Here is an 18,483-nt window from a genome sequence, read left to right as displayed (position 1 = left end):
GCGATGGGGTGACGCAGGAAGGTAGATGATCCCGGCCGGTGGTTGTGCCGGGGTAAGCGTGTAGGACGTACCGTAGGCAAATCCGCGGTGCATATAGTCTGAGACGTGATGCCGAGCCGTTCTGGTGAAGTCATTGATCCTATGCTGCCGAGAAAAGCCTCTAGCGAGCTTTGAGCGGCCCGTACCCTAAACCGACACAGGTGGTCAGGTAGAGAATACCAAGGCGACGGGTGAACTGTGGTTAAGGAACTCGGCAAATTGCCCCCGTAACTTAGGGAGAAGGGGGGCCGGACGCGTGAAGCCACTTGCTGGTGGAGCGTGGTATGGCCGCAGAGAGCAGGGGGAAGCGACTGTTTACTAAAAACACAGGTCCATGCCAAGTCGTAAGACGATGTATATGGACTGACGCCTGCCCGGTGCTGGAACGTTAAGGGGACCTGTTAGCCCGTGAGGGCGAGGCGGAGAACTTAAGCGCCAGTAAACGGCGGTGGTAACTATAACCATCCTAAGGTAGCGAAATTCCTTGTCGGGTAAGTTCCGACCTGCACGAATGGCGTAACGACTTCCCCACTGTCTCAACCACAGGCCCGGCGAAATTGCAGTACGAGTAAAGATGCTCGTTACGCGCGGCAGGACGGAAAGACCCCGGGACCTTTACTATAGCTTGACATTGGTATCTGAATTTAATTGTGTAGGATAGGTGGGAGCCGGTGAAGCTCGGACGCCAGTTCGGGTGGAGGCAATGTTGAAATACCACTCTGTTGGGTTTGGGTATCTAACTTGCGGCCCTGATCGGGTCGAGGGACAGTGTCTGGTGGGTAGTTTAACTGGGGCGGTTGCCTCCTAAAGGGTAACGGAGGCGCCCAAAGGTTCCCTCAGCCTGGTTGGCAATCAGGTGTTGAGTGTAAGTGCACAAGGGAGCTTGACTGTGAGACTGACGGGTCGAGCAGGGACGAAAGTCGGGACTAGTGATCCGGCACTTGCGAGTGGAAGCGGTGTCGCTCAACGGATAAAAGGTACCCCGGGGATAACAGGCTGATCTTCCCCAAGAGTCCATATCGACGGGATGGTTTGGCACCTCGATGTCGGCTCGTCGCATCCTGGGGCTGTAGCAGGTCCCAAGGGTTGGGCTGTTCGCCCATTAAAGCGGTACGCGAGCTGGGTTTAGAACGTCGTGAGACAGTTCGGTCCCTATCCGCCGTGCGCGTTGGATACTTGAGAAGGGCTGTCCCTAGTACGAGAGGACCGGGACGGACGAACCTCTGGTGTGCCAGTTGTTCCGCCAGGAGCATGGCTGGTTGGCTACGTTCGGAAGGGATAACCGCTGAAAGCATCTAAGCGGGAAGCCTGCTTCGAGATGAGGTATCCCACCACCTTGAGTGGGTAAGGCTCCCAGCTAGACTACTGGGTTGATAGGCCGGAGATGTAAGCACGGTAACGTGTTGAGTTGACCGGTACTAATAGGCCGAGGGCTTAACCACCCTAAATTTTGTGCTTAGCGTCCACTGTGTGATTCACAGCAAACGAACAACCACCCCGATCCGGAGAAGTCCGGTCCTCGGGTTGCTGGTTGATGTTTCGCTGATGGCTGTTTCGGTGGTCATAGCGGAGGGGAAACGCCCGGTTACATTCCGAACCCGGTAGCTAAGCCCTCCAGCGCCGATGGTACTGCACTCGTGAGGGTGTGGGAGAGTAGGACGCCGCCGGACTCAAACGTATGGAAAGGCCCACCCGGGTGACCGGGTGGGCCTTTTCTGCATTTCCGGGACGGAATGCGGTTCGGGACTGGAGCCCGTTTCGGGACTTGAGCCGGGGATCGCGGTAGTGGCGAGCTGGGCCGGTCTGGATGCGTCTGAGCGGCGGTTTGAGGTCAGTGCCGTGGGTCATCAGTGCCCTGGGAGTCGACTGCTGAGGATCGGCTGCTGGTGAGCGGTTGTTGGGATCGGGGCCTGAGGGGATCAGGAGTGGCCTTGGGGAAATGCCGCTCGGGCGGCCGGGGGCTGTTGTGGGCGTCGGGGAAGACGTCGGTAGCGGCGCAGCCGGGGACTTGGGGGTGCGGTTGTGGGAGGTGTAGGCGTACCGAATCAGGATCTGGTTTGGATTGCGTTTCGCAGTTCGCGCATCAAGGGGGCTGCTTCGGAATCGGTGCGGTTGGTGAACATCGCCAAGGCCAGGCTTCCGTGGTCGGCCCAGCCGCAGACTGCCAGGTCGCCGTCGCTGGATTTGGCGATGCCGCATTTCATCGTGCCGCCGAAATCGCCGGCGTCGACTTCCTTGAGGCCGGTGATCGCGCTCTGGTCGTCGCTTACCAGGGTGAACGCTGAATCCAAGTCGCTTTCCGGGGACCACAGCAGAGTGGTGCCGCCGAAGAAGAGGACCGACTTGTCGTCGCCGGCCGTGTAGACCGCGCCGACCGCCTTGTCCATGGTGATCTCGGCGGACAGGGCCGTCTGCAGGTAGTCGGCGGTGGCGGTGGCCTCTTCGCTGTCGTTCAGGGTCAGCGCGCCGATCTTGGTGGGGGTGGAGAGGGTGGTGTGGCGTTCCGAGTTCACCGTCCAGCCGAACCAGCCGATGGTGCCGGCGCCGGCCAGAGCCACCGCCAGCAGCGAACTCAGGACGACCGTGCGGACCTTGCGGTTGCCGGCCGTCTCGGTGGGATCGTTGCTCTCCGCATCGGTGAGCCGGAACGCTGAGTGACCGTCGTCGGCGGTGATCTCGAACGGGACGTCACCGGCGGCGGGGCTGTGATCCACCGGCGCCTGGTCGGGCGTGTCCGCGCTGGGAGTGGGACCGGTGGGGGTGGGCGCCTGCTGGCCGCGATCCGACATCCGTCGAGCCTATCCCGCGCCAGCTATCCCGGCGGTGTCGCCCGATGCTGCCCGAACAGTGGCCGGGTGCGATCGCTTCCTCCCGGGGAGGTGCGAATTCGTGGTGCTCGGAACGGATCCGTAGACTTGTCGGGTGACCGATGAGACCAGAGCCCGTACTCCCGACAGCCGGCCCACCGGTGGACTCTCCGCTCAGTACCAGCCGGGCGAGGTAGAGCAGCGGCGGTACGAGCGGTGGGTATCGGAGGGTTACTTCACCGCGGACCCGAAGAGTGACAAGCCGCCGTTCACGATCGTGATCCCGCCGCCGAACGTGACCGGCTCGCTGCACGTGGGGCACGCCCTCGACCACACCATCCAGGATGTCCTGGTGCGGCTCAAGCGGCTGCAGGGCTACGAGGTGCTGTGGCTGCCGGGCATGGACCACGCCGGCATCGCCACGCAGAACGTCGTCGAGCGGCAGCTCGCGTCCCAGCAGCTGTCCCGGCACGACCTGGGCCGGGAGAAGTTCGTCGAGCGGGTCTGGGAGTGGAAGGCCGAGTCCGGCGGCGCGATCCTGGCGCAGATGCGGCGGCTCGGCGACTCCGTCGACTGGACGCGTGAGCGTTTCACGATGGACGAGGGTCTGTCCCGCGCGGTGCAGACGATCTTCAAGAAGATGTTCGACGACGGGCTGATCTACCGGGCCAACCGGATCATCAACTGGTGCCCGCGGTGCCTCACCGCGCTCAGTGACATCGAGGTCGAGCACACCGATGACGAGGGCGAGCTGGTCTCGATCCGGTACGGGGAGGGTGACAACGCGATCGTCGTCGCCACCACGCGTGCCGAGACGATGCTCGGTGACACCGCGGTGGCCGTGCACCCCGACGACGAGCGGTACAAGCACCTGGTCGGCACCGAGGTGGAGCTGCCGCTGACCGGCCGGCGCATTCCGATCGTGGCGGACGAGCACGTCGACCCGTCGTTCGGCACCGGCGCGGTGAAGGTGACGCCGGCGCACGACCCGAACGACTTCGAGATCGGCCAGCGGCACAACCTTCCCAGCCCGGCGATCATGGACGAGCGTGCGGTCATCACGGTGCCCGGCCCGTTCCAGGGCCTGGACCGGTACGAAGCCCGGCCGGCGATCGTCGCCGCGCTGCGGGAGGAAGGCCGGATCGTCGCGGAGAAGCGGCCCTACCTGCATTCGGTCGGGCACTGTTCGCGGTGCAAGACGACGGTGGAGCCGCGGCTGTCGCTGCAGTGGTTCGTCAACACCAAACCGCTGGCGAAGGCGGCCGGTGACGCGGTCCGGGACGGCCGGGTCGCGATCGAGCCGGCCGAGCTGTCCAAGCGCTACTTCGCGTGGGTCGACAACATGCACGACTGGTGCATCTCGCGGCAGCTGTGGTGGGGGCACCGGATCCCGGTCTGGTACGGACCTGAGGGCCAGATCGTGTGTGTCGGCCCCGACGAGCAGGCGCCCACCGGTGAGGGCTGGCACCAGGACGAGGACGTCCTCGACACCTGGTTCTCCTCCGGGCTGTGGCCGTTCTCCACGCTGGGCTGGCCGGAGAAGACCGCCGAGCTGGAGAAGTTCTACCCGACCAGTGTGCTGGTGACCGGCTACGACATTCTGTTCTTCTGGGTGGCCCGGATGATGATGTTCGGGTTGTACGCGATGGACGGCAGGCAGCCGTTCGACGTGATCAACCTGCACGGCATGGTGCGGGACCAGTTCGGCAAGAAGATGTCGAAGTCGTTCGGCAACGTGGTCGACCCGCTCGACTGGATCGAGCGGTACGGCGCCGACGCCACCCGCTTCACGCTCGCTCGCGGCGCCAACCCCGGCTCCGACGTGCCGATCAGTGAAGAGTGGTGCCAGGGGTCGCGCAACTTCTGCAACAAGCTGTGGAACGCGACCCGGTTCGCGCTGATGAACGGGGCCACCACCGTCGGCGACCTGCCGGCGGAGTCGGAGCTGTCCGCGATCGACAAGTGGATCCTGTCCCGCCTGCAGCACGTCACCGCCGAGGTGGACGGTTACTTCGCGGCGTACGAGTACGCGAAGGTCTGTGACGCCCTCTACCACTTCGCGTGGGACGACGTCTGTGACTGGTACCTGGAATTGAGCAAGCCGGTCCTCGCCGCCGGAAGCCCGACCACCCAGCGCGTCCTGGGGCACGTGCTCGACCAGCTGCTGCGGCTGCTGCACCCGGTCATCCCGTTCGTCACCGAGGAACTGTGGATCGCCCTCACCGGCGGCGAGACCGTGATGAAGTCGGCCTGGCCCACGGTGGACCAGGCGCTCATCGACGACGCCGCCGAGGACGAGCTGGCCGCCCTGCAGAAGGTGGTCACCGAGGTTCGCCGGTTCCGTGCCGACCAGGGACTCAAACCGGGCCAGCGGGTCACCGCCGCGCTCACCGGCCTGGGCAACGTCGGGATCAGCGCGCACGAGGCGCTGATCCGATCGCTGGCCCGGCTCGACGCGCCCGGCGACGACTTCGCCGCCACCGCCACCCTCGCGGTGACCGGCAGCATCACCGTCGACCTGGACACCCGCGGCACCATCGACGTGGCGGCCGAACGGGCCCGGCTGGAGAAGGACAAGGCGGGCGCCGAGAAGGAGGCGACCCAGTGCCGGGCCAAGCTCGGCAACGAGGCCTTCGTCGGCAAGGCCCCGGAACAGGTGGTCGCGAAGATCAAGGACCGGCTGGCCACGGCTGAGGCCGACCTGGTTCGGATCGCTGCCGCCCTTGACGCTCTGCCGGCCGCATGACCAGCGAATACGCCGAAGTGGAAGCCGCGCTGGAGAAGCGCGGCTTCACCCGCATGATCTTCGACATGCAGAAGATCCGGGACCTGATGGACATGCTGGGCAGCCCGCAGCGGGCTTACCCGGCGATCCACCTGACCGGGACGAACGGCAAGACCAGCACGGCCCGGATGATCGACGCGCTGCTGAACGCCCACGGGCTGCACACCGGGCGGTACACCAGCCCGCACCTGGAGAGCATCCGGGAACGCATCAGCCTCGACGGTGACCCGGTGTCCGAGGAACGGTTCGTCGACACGTACAACGACGTGGTTCCGCTGGCCGACCTGGTCGACGACCGGCACCCCGAACCGCTGACCTACTTCGACATGACCACGGCCATGGCGTACGCGGCGTTCGCCGACGCGCCCGTGGACATCGCGGTCGTCGAAGTCGGGCTCGGTGGGGAGGAGGACGCCACCAACGTCATCGAAGCCGGCGTCTGCGTGCTCACCCCGATCGGTCTCGACCACACCGAGTGGCTCGGCGACACCATCGAGGACATCGCCTGGCACAAGGTCGGCATCATTCACCAGGGTGCCACGGTGGTCACCGCGCTCCAGGACGAGGACGCCCTGCGGCCCATCCGGGAACGCTGCGCCTCCATGGGTGCCACCCTGGCCCGGGAAGGCAGCGAGTTCGGGGTTGTCGAGCGCACCCAGGCGGTCGGCGGGCAGGTGCTGGTCCTCCGTGGCCTCGGCGGTGTCTACGAAGAGGTCTTCCTGCCGCTGTTCGGCGCTCACCAGGCACAGAACGCCGTCCTCGCGCTCGCCGCCGTCGAGGCGTTCCTCGGTGCCGGGCCGGACAAGCAACTCGAGATCGAGCTGATCCGGGAAGGGTTCGCCAACGCCGACTCGCCGGGCCGGCTGGAACGGGTCCGCAGCGCCCCGGCCATCCTCCTCGACACCGCGCACAACCCGCACGGGATGACCGCCACGGTGGCCGCGCTGGAAGAGGAATTCGGCTTCCGGCACCTGGTGGCCGTGATGGCGGTACTCGGCGACAAGGACGTCACCGGGCTTCTCGAACTGCTCGAACCGACCGTCGCCCGGATCGTCGTCACCCGGAACAGTTCGTCCCGGTCGATGCCCGCCGAGCAACTCGGGGAACTCGCCGTCGAGATCTTCGGCGAGGACCGGGTCACCGTCAGCGACACGATGCCGGACGCCATCGCCGAGGCCGTGTTCCTCGCCGAAGACGACTCGTCCGGTGAACTCAGTGGCGTCGGAGTGCTGATCACCGGCTCGGTGGTGACCGTCGCCGACGCACGGAAACTGCTCAAGCGATGACCGAGTCCAAGCCTTCCGGTCTTAAAAATCCCGAGGCGGCGGTACGGGGTCTGGGCGCGGCCACACTCGGGTTCGAAGTGATCGTGCTCCTGCTCATGATCGCGCCGCTGAAGATGCTCGCCGGTGATCGCAGCGGCCCGCCGATCATCGCGGTCGTCGTGCTGACCGTGGTGGCGGCGATCCTGACCGGGATGATGAAACGGAACTGGGCCTGGGCCGCCGGCTCCGGTGTTCAGGTGCTGCTGCTCGCCGGAGGGTTCCTGCACTGGACCCTCGCGGCGGTCGGCGTGATCTTCGGGCTGGCGTGGGTGTACGCCCTGCACGTCCGCCGCAGCATCCTCGGCTGAACCCCGGGCGGCCGTGTCGGGCCGCCCGGGATCTTCCGGTCAGTGGATGGCCCGCCACTGGGTGATGGCGATGTTGTGGTTGTCCGGGTCGCGGAACGTCGCCGACCACAACTCCAGCCGGTCACCACGGTTCACCGGGCGCGGTGAGTGGACGAACTTGACACCCTTGTCCCGCAGTTCGGCGTGCACCGCCTCGATGTCACCGACCTCCAGGTTCAGGTAGATCAGGCGGCCCGCCTCCGACGTCAGGCTGTGCACGGTTCGCAGCACCAGCCGGGTGTCCCCGGAGGCGAGCACCGCACTGCCGTCGCCGTTGTCGATCTCGTGGAAGCCGAGGATGTCCCGGTAGAACCGGGTCGACCGGTTCAGATCGGTTACCAGCACCGTGATACCCACCCCGTGGATCGCACCGGCCGGGCCGGGTCGCGCGCTGGGGTAGGCGGTGATCACGTCGCCCGCGTGTTCGTCCGGCTCGCGGCGGCTGAAGTCACCCCACGGGCCGCTCGGCGGGCGTCGCTGGTCGTCCTCTTCGGCATCTTCCAGATGCGTGGTCGCGAAGGCGCCGGGCGAGACCGCGGCCCGGCCCACCGCCACCCCGATGATGCCGTCCCGAAGCGCTGACGGCTGCGGTGTCCCGGGTGCCGGCTCAGGCTCTACCGGTTCGGCGGACGCCGGAGTCTCGGGTGCCTGGTTCGCGGGTGCCTGGTTCGCGGGCTGCTGGGTTGTGGGTGCCGGGTTTGCGGGTGCCTGGTGGATCGACACGCCCGAGGTAGTGGTCTCGGGCGTGATGACGCTCGGGGTGCTCTCACGGTTCACCGGTGTCGGTGTCGGTGTCGGTGTCGGTGTCGGTGTCGGTGTCGGTGTCGTGGCCTTGGCCGGTTCGCGGGTTCCGGTGAAGGACAGATCGCCGCCGATCGGGAAGTCCCGATCCAAGGGGATGTCGATCTGGTCTGGGCGCGGCTTGTCATCGTCATCGGTGATCCACACCCGGTCGGCGGGCCGGGCCTTGTCGCCGTGCCCAGCCCAGGGCTGGTCGGAGTGCGGGTCCGCGGGCGGCGGTGATGCGGTCGGCTGGACTGCGGCCGGGTGGGCTGCGACCTGTGGGGTTGCGGGCGGTGGGGCACTTGGGAACGGCCGGTCCGGCACTGGGGCTGCGGGCGGCGAGCCGACCGGTGTCGGTGCCGACGAAGACGTGCGGCCCGGGCGCGGTTCCGGCCGGACCGACGCGGGAGTCGGCTCAGGACGTGTCCCCGCCACACCACCCGACTGGAAAGCGCCACCCTGCCGCGTTCCGCTGCCGGATTGCGTTCCGGTGGCCTGTTGCGGGGCGTCGCCGCGCGGGGTTGCATCACGCGGCTCGTCGTCACGTAGGAAGTCGTCGTCCGGTGGCGTCTCGTCCCCTGGCTGGAGGAAGAAGCGGGTGCGGCTGCCCAGTGGCCGGGCTTCGACGTTCGGCGGTACCGGGGTCACCGGGGCCGAACCGTGGGCCGAGGTCGCGGAGCGGTCGACGGGCGGTGCCCAAGGGGTCTCGGCACGGGACGGCTCGGCCGGGATCCCCGTGGACCGAGACGGCTCGGCCGGGACCCCTGCGGACTGGGCCGCCTGAGCTGAGGCGTCCGTGGACCGGGACGGCTGAGTTGAGGCGTCTGTGGGCTGGGTCGGTTGTGTCGGGGCGTCTGTGAACTGGGACGGCCTAGCCGGGGCCTCCGTAGACCGGGACGGTCTGACCAGTGGCTCCGTGGAGTCGCTGGGGGAGGAGAGCGAGCTGAACGTGGTGCTTTCGGGCGGTGACTCCGGTTGTGCGGTGTCCGAGGGCGGGGCCTGCCGTGAGGTCTGCCGGGGCGCCAGGCGTTCCGGGACCGGCGGTGCCCAGCGGTCGTCCTCGCGGGCCGGGCGGGGAGCCGGTGCCTGATGGGGTGCCGGGGCCGGACGGGACGCCTGCGGTGGGACCGGGGCGCTCCGGGTGGGCCGTGACCAGGCCTGCTGGTCGGGCTGCTCCGGAGAAGGGCCGGCTGCCGGACGGGACGTGGCGGTCGGCGGGCCAACCGGGGAGACCGGCGGGCGGGCCGAGGAGGCAGACGGGCGAGCGGTACGTCCGGCAGGTGGCGGCGGGGCCGCGTGACTCGGGCGGGCGACCGGCGCGGGCGGCGGCGCGGGAGCACCAGCCGGACGGGCGGCCGGTGGCGGTGGCGGAGTCTCCCCGATAGGCCGGGGCGATCGGGCCGCGGGTGACACCGGATCGGTCGGGCCGGTGGACCGGGAGCGCTTCGGCCCGCTGGTCGAAGCCGGGGCCGGTGCCGCGGTTCCGGCCGGGCCGGTGGTGGGGCGCGGGCGGCCCGACGGTGCCGGTGACACCGGGGCGGCGGGTGAAGCCGAATCGGTGGCCCGGTGAAGCGACGGGGCTGCCGGTGACACCGGGTTGGTCCGATCGGCTGCCGGTGACACCGGGGCGATGCGATCGGTGGCGGGGGTGGAGCCGGTGGGCTCGGGCTCGGGGCGTTCCCTGGTGGCCGGGGCGGAACCCATGGGGGACACGACGTCTGGGCCGGTGCGCTGGGGCGGAGCGGTGGCCGTCGAGCGGGAATCGGTGGCGGCCGCCGGGGCTGAGTTGGTCGCCGAGGCTGAGGCGGCCGGTGGGCCGTCCAGGTCCAGGTCGATGGCTGCGTCGTGGTCGGCTGCGGGATTGTGGCGGGAGTCGTCCGGAATGCGCTGGGCCGGGGGTGCCGTCGTGGTCTGCGGCAGCGTCGTCGCGGTGGCCGTGGTCGCGGTGGCCGCGTTCTCGGTGGCCGTGGTTGTGTTGCTCGTGGCGGGGGTGGGGGTGGTGGAGGGCTCTGGGGGCGTACCCAAAGGGGTGTCGGTGGTTGGTGGGGTCGACCGTCGGCGAGGGCTGGGCCGGGGGCGGGCCGGGCGGCTGGTGGCGGTGCCGGACGGGCCGGATGCGGCTGCCGCTGTCGGGCCGGTCGACGGCGACGGTGGGTAGGCCGTGGAAGGGTTCCCGCCTCGGGCCGGGGAGGTGGGTGTGCTCGTCGAGGTGAACGGGGACTCCGAGGGCACCGCGCTCCACGCGTCCGGGCTGGCCGGGCGTGCCGGACGGGAACGAGCCGTGCGCCGGTCGTCATCCGCCGGCCGCCGCTCGGTGAACGGATGGTCATCCGGATCAGGTGTCCGCGCGGCGAAACGGTCGTCGCCCGGTGACGAGGCACGGAGCCGGTCGTCATCCGGTGGCGAGGCGGTGAGCCGGTCGTAGTCCGGTGACGAGGTGCGGGCCGGGCTGGTGGTGAGCCGGTCGTCGTCGAGGTCGCGGGGCGGCTGCGCGGTGGCCCGGTCGTCCTGGAAGTCGCGACCTGACGGAGGGGTGGCCCGGTCGTCGTCGAAGTCGTGAGCGGGCGGAGGGCTGAGCCGGTCGTCGTCGAAGTCGCGGGTGGGTGGGGGAGTGCGCCGGTCGTCGAAGTCGGGGGTGGGGCCGTCGTCGTTGAAGGTGTGGGTGGGCGGCGTGCTGAACAAGTCGTCGTTGAACGTGTGGGTCGGTGGGGTGCTGAACAGGTCGTCGGCCAGGTCACGGGGCGGCGGGGTGGTGAACTGCTCGTCCCGGTCGGTGGGCGGGGGCTGGTCGAAGCGCTGGGCGCTGCCGGCCCGGCGGGGGAGCGGCGGCGGCTCCTCCTCGGTGTCGACTACGTGGCCTTCGACTATGGTCCCGGCGGGTGTGTCGCGGACCACGACGGGCGCGGCGGTGCGGCGGGCGTATGTCGTGGTGCCGCCGCCACCGCGGGACGGGGAGATGCCGTCGCCGTCGACGTCCCAGTCGTGGCGGCCCTCCCAGGGGGCCGGGTCGACGCTGCCCAGCAGCTCGTCGTCCAGGTCGGCGGCGTCCGCGCGGGCGGTGGACTGCTGCGGCGGTGGCGGGTCGCCGCCTTCGGGGCGGCCGGGCGCGTCCTTCCAGTTGACCCGGACGCGGCGGGTGTCGTCGACGTCGACGGTGATCGGCACGGTGGTGCCGGGCAGTGGCCATCTGTCGACCGGGACCCGGGACTCGCGGATCATCGTCTCGAAGGCGCCGAGCCCGGGTGCGACGACCACCAGTTCGATGGTGGCGCGGCCGTAGGCTCCGGCGGGCGGGGGCGGCGTGATCGAGTTGACCTCGGCGGTGCCGGCCACGGTGGCGCGGCCGCCACGGCGTGACACGTTCATGAAGGCGACGCCCACGGCTAGGCCGAGCACGACGAGCCCGAATATGGCGACCGGAAAACTCGCCATACCCAGCCCGAAGACGATCACGAAGACCGCCAGCGTGGCCATGATCGCCGACACCAGTCGGCGTGCCGGTGCGATAGGCCGGCCGGTCTGGTTCGCCACTGTGGACCTCCCGGTAGTTCCCGTCAGGTTATGACCCGGCGGTGCGTCCGCGAAAGTGCGCCAGTGCGGACATCGCTGCTCGCGCCGTTCCTGGTACCGATAGGCTGAACTCCCCGCGTGTCGGCCCTGTCCCCTTGCAACGGAGGAACTGCGTTGTCCAGCACCACCGAACGTTCGCTCGTGCTCATCAAGCCTGACGCGGTCCGCCGCGGACTGCTCGGCGAGATTCTGTCCCGTTTCGAGCGTAAGGGTCTGACCGTCGAGGCGCTGGAGTTGCGCACGATGGACGGCTCGCTGGCCGACGCGCACTACGCCGAGCACGTCGACAAGGCCTTCTACCCGCCGTTGAAGGATTTCATGACGAGTGGCCCGCTGGCCGCCGTGGTCCTCTCCGGTGACACGGTCATCGACGTGGTCCGGGCCATGATCGGCGCGACCGACGGCCGGAAGGCGGCGGCCGGCACGATCCGTGGTGACCTGGCTCTCTCCAACCGGGAGAACCTGGTGCACGCCTCCGACTCGCCGGAGAGCGCCGAGCGTGAGCTGGCCCTCTGGTTCCCCAAGGCCTGACGGCTTCCTGAGATCTGGTCCGATCGCACCGGGCGGCACAGCGGCCGCCCGGTTAATGCGGTCGAGGGAATCTAAACCGGGCCGGTATCGTTGACGGCACGCAGGCTTTGAACCGGCCATCACCGGGGAGCCTCCGGAAGAACGGGCACACGGTGCCCTAGTAGAACCGGGCGGACCGGACCGCGCAGGTCATCCGGGAATGAGCGGGCGGGTCTCCACGAACCGCCAAGCGAGGTGGTACCGCGGGCTGAAACCGGCTCGTCCTCGCAGTCACGTCATGTGAACTGCTTGAGGGGAACACCATGGCCTACCCGAAACACACCGACGCCACCGGCGTACCGGCAAGTCCGGATCTTCCGGCGGTCGAGCGTGCCGTCCTGGACCATTGGGCGGCCGACAAGACCTTCGAGGCGTCCGTCGAGCAGCGCCCGGCCGGCGAGAACGGCTCGAACGAGTACGTCTTCTACGACGGCCCGCCGTTCGCCAACGGGCTGCCGCACTACGGGCACCTCTTCACCGGTTATGTGAAGGACCTGGTCCCGCGTTACCAGGCGATGCGTGGCAAGCACGTGGAGCGCCGGTTCGGCTGGGACACCCACGGCATGCCCGCCGAGGTGGAGACCGAGAAGCAGCTCGGCATCACCAGCAAGGCGCAGATCCTCGACCTGGGTGTGGAGAAGTTCAACGAGGCCTGCCGGGCTTCGGTGCTCGCCTACACCAAGGACTGGGAGCGGTACGTCACCCGTCAGGCCCGGTGGGTGGACTTCGAGAACGACTACAAGACCCTCGACCCGGCGTACATGGAGTCGGTCATGTGGGCGTTCAAGACGCTGCATGAGAAGGGCCTGGTGTACGAGGGTTTCCGCGTCCTGGCGTACTGCTGGCGCTGTGAGACCCCGCTGTCGAACACCGAGACCCGGATGGACGACGTCTACCGGGATCGCACCGACCCGGCGCTGACCGTCCGGTTCCGCCTGGACACCGGTGAGGACATCGCGGTGTGGACGACCACCCCGTGGACGCTGCCGTCGAACCTGGCCCTCGCCGTCGGCCCGGACATCGAATATGCCGTCATGTCCGACGAATCAGGTCAAAAGCTCATCGTGGGAGCCGGGCGGGTCGGTGCCTACGCGAAGGAGTTGGAGGGCTACGAGCAGGTCGGTACCGTGCAGGGGTCTGATCTGGTCGGCAAGAGGTACACCCCGCTGTTCGGCTTCCTCGTCGAGCAGGCCGGGGAGAACGCCTTCCAGGTGCTCGGCGCCGACTTCGTGACCACCGAGGACGGCACCGGTGTCGTCCACATGGCCCCGGCCTTCGGTGAGGACGACCAGAACGCCTGCAACGCCGCCGGCATCCCGACCCTGGTGACCGTCGACGAGCACACCCGGTTCACCTCGCTGGTCCCCGACTTCGAGGGCCTGCAGGTCTTCGACGCGAACAAGCCGGTGATCGCCGCCCTGAAGGAGCGAGGCGTGGTGCTGCGCCACGACGCCTACGTCCACTCGTACCCGCACTGCTGGCGCTGTGACACCCCGCTCGTCTACAAGGCGGTGTCGTCCTGGTTCGTGGCGGTGAGCACGTTCCGGGACCGGATGGTCGAGCTGAACCAGGAGATCAACTGGACTCCGGCGCACATCAAGGACGGCTCGTTCGGCAAGTGGCTGGCGAACGCCCGCGACTGGTCGATCTCCCGTAACCGGTTCTGGGGCTCGCCGATCCCGGTGTGGAAGTCGGACGACCCGCAGTACCCGCGGGTCGACGTCTACGGCTCCTACGACGAGCTGGAGCGCGACTTCGGGGTGCGGGTGGCGGATCTGCACCGGCCGCACGTCGACGAGCTGACCCGGCCCAACCCGGACGACCCGACCGGGCAGTCCACCATGCGCCGGGTTCCGGAGGTGCTGGACTGCTGGTTCGAGTCCGGTTCGATGCCGTTCGCCCAGGTGCACTACCCGTTCGAGAACAAGGACTGGTTCGAGGACCACTACCCGGGCGACTTCATCGTCGAGTACATCGGGCAGACCCGCGGCTGGTTCTACACCATGCACGTGCTGGCCACGGCACTGTTCGACCGGCCCGCGTTCCGCAACTGCCTGAGCCACGGCATCCTGCTGGGCGAGGACGGTCGCAAGATGTCCAAGTCGCTGCGGAACTATCCGGACGTGTACCGGGTGTTCGACACGTACGGCTCGGACGCCATGCGCTGGATGCTGATGTCCTCCCCGGTGCTCCGGGGCGGCGACATGCCGGTGACCGAACCGGCGATCCGGGACTCGGTGCGCCAGGTGCTGCTGCCGCTCTGGAACGTCTGGTACTTCTTCAGCCTCTACGCCAACGCCTCCGGCTATCAGGCGAAACTCCGGACGGATTCGACACACCTTCTCGATCGGTACGTCCTGGCGAAGACGCGCGAGCTTGTCGAAGACGTCCAACGGCAGATGGATGAATACGACATCTCGGGTGCGGCGGCTTCCATCAGGAGCTACCTCGACGCGCTCACCAACTGGTACGTGCGCCGCTCCCGGGACCGTTTCTGGGCCGGTGACGAGGACGCCTTCGACACCCTGGCCACCGTGCTGGAGACCCTCACCCGGGTGGTGGCGCCGCTCGCGCCGCTGACGGCTGAGGAGATCTGGCGCGGCCTGACCGGCGGTCGTTCGGTGCACCTGACCGACTGGCCGTCGGCGGACACGTTCCCGGCCGACCACGAACTGGTCGCGTCGATGGACGCGATCCGCGACGTCGCCTCGGCGGCCCTGTCGCTGCGCAAGGCGAAGGGCCTGCGGGTCCGGCTGCCGCTGGCCGCGCTCACCGTGGCGACGGCCGACGGCAACAAGCTGACCGGACTCGGTGACCTGCTCAAGGACGAGGTCAACGTCAAGGACGTGGTCTTCACCGACGACGTCGCCGCGTACTGCCGGCAGGTCCTCACCGTCGTACCGCGGGCTCTCGGTCCTCGGGTCGGCAAGCAGGTCCAGCAGGTCATCAAGGCGGTCAAGTCCGGTGACTGGCAGCTCGTCGACGGCGCTCCGGTCGCGGCCGGCGTGACCCTCGCCGAGGGCGAGTACGAGCTGAAGCTGGTCGCCAGCGACGTGGAGAACTCCGCGCCGCTGCCGGCCGGTGGCGGTGTCGTGGTCCTCGACACGGCGGTCACCCCGGAACTGGCCACCGAAGGCCTGGCCCGCGACGTGATCCGCGTCGTTCAGCAGGCCCGCCGGGACGCCGACCTCGACGTCAGCGACCGGATCACGCTGGTGCTGTCGGTGCCGGCGACGGTCCGGGCCGCGGTCGAGGCGTACCGGGAGTTCGTCGCGGGTGAGACGCTCGCCACGACAGTGGAGTTCGCCGATCTCTCCGGCGGCTTCACCGGTGAGGTCGGCGACGGGGAACAGGTCACGGTGACCGTTTCGGCAGTCTGACACTTCGGGTCGGCCCGGATGTTCGCCAAGGGTGGGCGGGTGTCCGGGCCGGTCAGACGGCACTAGACTCCTCGCCGCGACTGTCAGCTAACCTCACAACACCACCACCCCACCCCGCCCCACCGCGTCCCGGAGGACGAAGTTGCCGCTGCTCTACTCGTTCGGCAAGCTCACGCTCGGCAAGGTTCTGATGGCCGGCTGGCAGCCGCACGTCGAAGGCATCGAGCACGTCCCGCTCACCGGTGGCGCGATCTTCGCCAGCAACCACCTCTCGGTCGCTGACGAACTCTTCCTCGCCGCAGTGGTCGACCGGCACCTGGCGTTCTGGGCCAAAGCCGACTATTTCACCGGTACCGGGGTCAAGGGATTCCTCTTCCGCCAGGTGATGGCCGGGGTCGGCGCCATCCGGGTCGAGCGTGCCGGTGGCCGCGCCGCCCTCACCGCCTTCGACGCCGCGATCCCCGCGCTGCGCGGCGGTGACCTGGTCGCCGTCTACCCCGAGGGCACCCGCTCACCCGACGGCCGGCTCTACCGCGGCCGCACCGGCGTGGCCCGGCTCGCGGTCGCCGCCGGTGTCCCGATCATCCCGGTCGGCGTGCAGGGCACCGAGAAGGTCCAGCCCATCGGCCAGCTCTACCCGAGCCCGATGCGCGACGTGATCAGCATCAAGTTCGGCAAGCCGATCGAGACGACCGGGCGCTCCGACGACCGGCACTCCCTCCGCGAGCTGACCGACCAGGTGATGACCGACATCCAGCGCCTCACCGGCCAGGAGTACATCCCGCGGTACGCCCCCAAACGCGAAGAGAAATCCAGCTGATCTCGTACGAGTAGGCACTCCCGCCGAATCCGCACCTCCCGCACCGACCACGCGAGGAGAGCGGCCGGTCAAGGCCGCCCCGCGACCGCCGGGCCGAATGCGGTGCCCCGGCCTGGTGCCCCGCCTCCACCAAGCCCCGAACCCACACCCGCGTGGTGAGTTGCGGTTCGATCCGAACCCCAGCTCAGCACGCAGTGGTGCGGCAGTGGACGTGTGGTGAGTTGCGGTTCGGATCGCACCCCAGCTCACCACGCAACGCGACGCGGTCGGTCGAGGGCTGGGGTGTGCCTGAACTCGCCGGGCTGGTCGTTTCAGACGAGTGGGGTCAGGGAGGCTGAGGTGGTCAGGACCGTGCTGCGCAGGCGGGACACCAGGTCGGCGCTCTCCTCCAGGGAACGGCGGGTGAGCAGGACCGTGGCCAGGCTGCCATGGTCGGCCCAGCTGCAGGCGACCACCGATGTGCCGTCCAGGCGGCCGGTTCCGCATCGCTGGTGCACGCCGAACACGCCGGTGTCGTAGGACTGCACGTTCTTCAGCTTCAGCGAGTCGGACAGCCGGCCGAGTTGGGCCTCCACGTCGGAACCCGGGGTCAGGCGCAACCCGGTCACACCGAAGACGGTGACCCGTTTGCCCTTCCCGTCGCCGTAGATCCCGGCGAACGTGTCGCTGCCGGCTCCCGCCTCCTGCAACTGTTCGGCCAGCTTCTGCGCGGCCTGCCGCCCGGCCGAGGTGTCCCGCAGCGTCAGGTCGGCGAAGCCGTCCGGCAGGATCGCCGTCACCGGATACTGGTTCAGCACCGGGATGTGCGGCTGAACGTACGGCCCGACCGTGAACAGCGCGATCACCACCGTCACCACCAGAACGAGCCGCCGCAACCGCCGGAACCGGCGCCGGGGCTTCGGCGGGGTGGGCGTCCAGGGTCGCGCGCCCGGCCGTGACTGGACCGGGATCCGTGGCGGCGCGGCGGCCTCCGGAGCAGCCTTACGCCGCCACGCCCGCAGCTTCCCGGGCACACCGGCGGCGACCTGCTGCCCTTGGCCGGCGCCCGGCCGCCTCGGGTCCGCTACTTGCCGGCTCTGGTCGGCGGCATGCCGCCTCGGGTCCGCGCCCTGCCCGCTCGGCCGCTTCGGATCTGCGACGTGCCCGCTCTGGCGACTCGGGTCTGCGACTTGCCGGCTGTGGTCCGCGCTCTGGCGACCTGGGTCCGCGAGCTGGCGGCCCTTGTCCGCGACTTGCCGGCCCATTTCGGTGGCCTGCTGTCCCCAGGAACGGAGTCGCTCGGGGGCCGCAGCCGCGGCTTCCCTGCTGCTCGCGGCGGCCTGCTGCCCCCACACCTGCCATTTCGGCCGGACCAGCGGCGGCAGGCCGGTGCCTCCGGCCGGTGGCGGGTAGGTACCGGGAGCCGGGCCGACGGGCTGATACGGCGGTGGTGGCGGCGGTACCGGTGCCGGATTGACCGGCTCGCGCGCGGCGGCCAAGGTCTCCTTCCGTAGCCGTTCCGTCTCGCGCCGGACCCGATCCAGCAGGGACGGTCGCGGCGCCGAGTCGGCCGCCCGCGAGGCCGGGGCGGTCGCCGCACCACCCGATGAGGGCGCCGGAGACGTCTCGAAGAGCGTGCGCTCGGCTGACGGGGGAGAGGCCGACGGGGACGCTCCGAACGGGGTGCGGTTCACCAGGGCGGGCGAGGGCGCCGGGGACGTCTCGAACAGAGTCCGCTCGGCGGGGCCGTCGAAGAGGGTCGGGTCGGCGGGTGGTGTGGTGTAGACGTCCGGCCAGGCCGGAGTGTCCTGATCGGCCCACGGGTCGACGGCGGGGACCGTGGTGCGGTCGTCCAGGTCGGCGGCTTGCCCACCCGTACCAGCCAATCGGTCTTTGACGCGGGACCACCGTGAGCGGCGCGGCCCACCCTGCTCGGGAACCGCCGCGGCCCCGCTCCACCGCCCGGGCAGATCCGCGGTCGGCGGCTCGCCCTCGCCGGATCCGGCGTTTCGGGTGGGGTCGGGCATTCCGGCGACCGGTGTGGTGTCACCCGGTTGCTGGTCGGCCATGAATTCGAT

9 protein-coding genes and 2 rRNA genes (1 of these 11 running past the window's edge) are annotated in these 18,483 nt (G+C 69.0%); 8 read left to right on the top strand and 3 right to left on the bottom strand.

The annotated features are described in order from the left end of the window. Both BLU81_RS27325 and rrf read left to right on the top strand, forming a co-directional pair. A 23S ribosomal RNA gene (locus BLU81_RS27325) occupies positions 1-1,481 on the top strand (it extends 1,633 nt beyond the left edge of the window). A 111-nt stretch (positions 1,482-1,592) separates the two neighbouring features. Beyond that, a 5S ribosomal RNA gene (rrf, locus tag BLU81_RS27320) occupies positions 1,593-1,709 on the top strand. Between the two features lie 375 nt (positions 1,710-2,084). Here the strand turns inward: rrf and BLU81_RS27315 are convergent. After that, a complete protein-coding gene (locus BLU81_RS27315) occupies positions 2,085-2,828 on the bottom strand; it encodes a hypothetical protein (RefSeq protein WP_092547415.1) in 744 nt (247 codons plus the stop codon). Positions 2,829-2,961: 133 nt separating this feature from the next. Here BLU81_RS27315 and BLU81_RS27310 point away from each other — a divergent pair, with 133 nt between their 5' ends. Genes BLU81_RS27310 through BLU81_RS27300 form a run of 3 tightly spaced genes read left to right on the top strand, consistent with a single transcriptional unit; the run spans position 2,962 to position 7,264 of the window. Further along, positions 2,962-5,592 carry a valine--tRNA ligase gene (locus BLU81_RS27310; protein ID WP_092547413.1) on the top strand — a complete coding sequence of 877 codons (2,631 nt, stop codon included), beginning with the start codon at positions 2,962-2,964 and terminating at the stop codon, positions 5,590-5,592. Continuing rightward, a complete protein-coding gene (locus tag BLU81_RS27305; RefSeq protein ID WP_092547411.1) occupies positions 5,589-6,917 on the top strand; it encodes a bifunctional folylpolyglutamate synthase/dihydrofolate synthase in 1,329 nt (442 codons plus the stop codon). Before BLU81_RS27310 ends, BLU81_RS27305 begins: the two co-directional genes overlap by 4 nt. Next, complete coding sequence (locus tag BLU81_RS27300) at positions 6,914-7,264, top strand: DUF4233 domain-containing protein (RefSeq protein WP_092547409.1); 351 nt, start codon at positions 6,914-6,916, stop codon at positions 7,262-7,264. The genes BLU81_RS27305 and BLU81_RS27300 overlap by 4 nt, the downstream gene beginning before the upstream one ends. Positions 7,265-7,303: 39 nt before the next feature. Here BLU81_RS27300 and BLU81_RS50905 read toward each other — a convergent pair whose 3' ends face one another. Continuing rightward, positions 7,304-11,617, bottom strand: a complete 4,314-nt coding sequence (locus BLU81_RS50905) for a VOC family protein (RefSeq protein WP_231953535.1) — start codon at positions 11,615-11,617, stop codon at positions 7,304-7,306. Between the two features lie 153 nt (positions 11,618-11,770). Between BLU81_RS50905 and ndk the strand changes: the two genes are divergently transcribed. The 3 genes from ndk (at position 11,771) to BLU81_RS27280 (ending at position 16,426) form a co-directional block, all read left to right on the top strand. Then, positions 11,771-12,187 (top strand): nucleoside-diphosphate kinase, encoded by a 417-nt coding sequence (gene ndk / locus BLU81_RS27290; protein WP_092547405.1) that lies wholly within the window; start codon positions 11,771-11,773, stop codon positions 12,185-12,187. Positions 12,188-12,489: 302 nt separating this feature from the next. Then, positions 12,490-15,606, top strand: a complete 3,117-nt coding sequence (gene ileS, locus BLU81_RS27285) for an isoleucine--tRNA ligase (protein WP_092547403.1) — start codon at positions 12,490-12,492, stop codon at positions 15,604-15,606. A gap of 142 nt (positions 15,607-15,748) precedes the next feature. Beyond that, entirely contained in the window at positions 15,749-16,426 is a 678-nt protein-coding gene (locus BLU81_RS27280; protein WP_092547401.1) for a lysophospholipid acyltransferase family protein, read from the top strand. 311 nt (positions 16,427-16,737) lie between these two features. Here the strand turns inward: BLU81_RS27280 and BLU81_RS27275 are convergent, their stop codons facing one another. Continuing rightward, positions 16,738-18,474: a hypothetical protein gene (locus BLU81_RS27275; RefSeq protein WP_092547399.1), complete on the bottom strand. Its 1,737-nt coding sequence runs from the start codon at positions 18,472-18,474 to the stop codon at positions 16,738-16,740. Between the last annotated feature and the right edge of the window lie 9 nt (positions 18,475-18,483).

This window comes from Actinoplanes derwentensis (assembly GCF_900104725.1).
Taxonomy (GTDB): Bacteria; Actinomycetota; Actinomycetes; order Mycobacteriales; family Micromonosporaceae; genus Actinoplanes; species Actinoplanes derwentensis.
The sequence above is the reverse complement of the archived record's forward strand: the minus strand, read 5'-3'. Positions and strand labels throughout refer to the sequence as shown.

Bases quoted from the DNA above. Each gene is read 5' to 3' on its own strand.
- ileS (WP_092547403.1), top strand. From the start codon at position 12,490: ATGGCCTACCCGAAACACACCGACGCCACCGGCGTACCGGCAAGTCCG.
- BLU81_RS27300 (WP_092547409.1), top strand. From the start codon at position 6,914: ATGACCGAGTCCAAGCCTTCCGGTCTTAAAAATCCCGAGGCGGCGGTA.
- BLU81_RS27275 (WP_092547399.1), bottom strand. From the start codon at position 18,474: ATGGCCGACCAGCAACCGGGTGACACCACACCGGTCGCCGGAATGCCC.
- BLU81_RS27315 (WP_092547415.1), bottom strand. From the start codon at position 2,828: ATGTCGGATCGCGGCCAGCAGGCGCCCACCCCCACCGGTCCCACTCCC.
- BLU81_RS27305 (WP_092547411.1), top strand. From the start codon at position 5,589: ATGACCAGCGAATACGCCGAAGTGGAAGCCGCGCTGGAGAAGCGCGGC.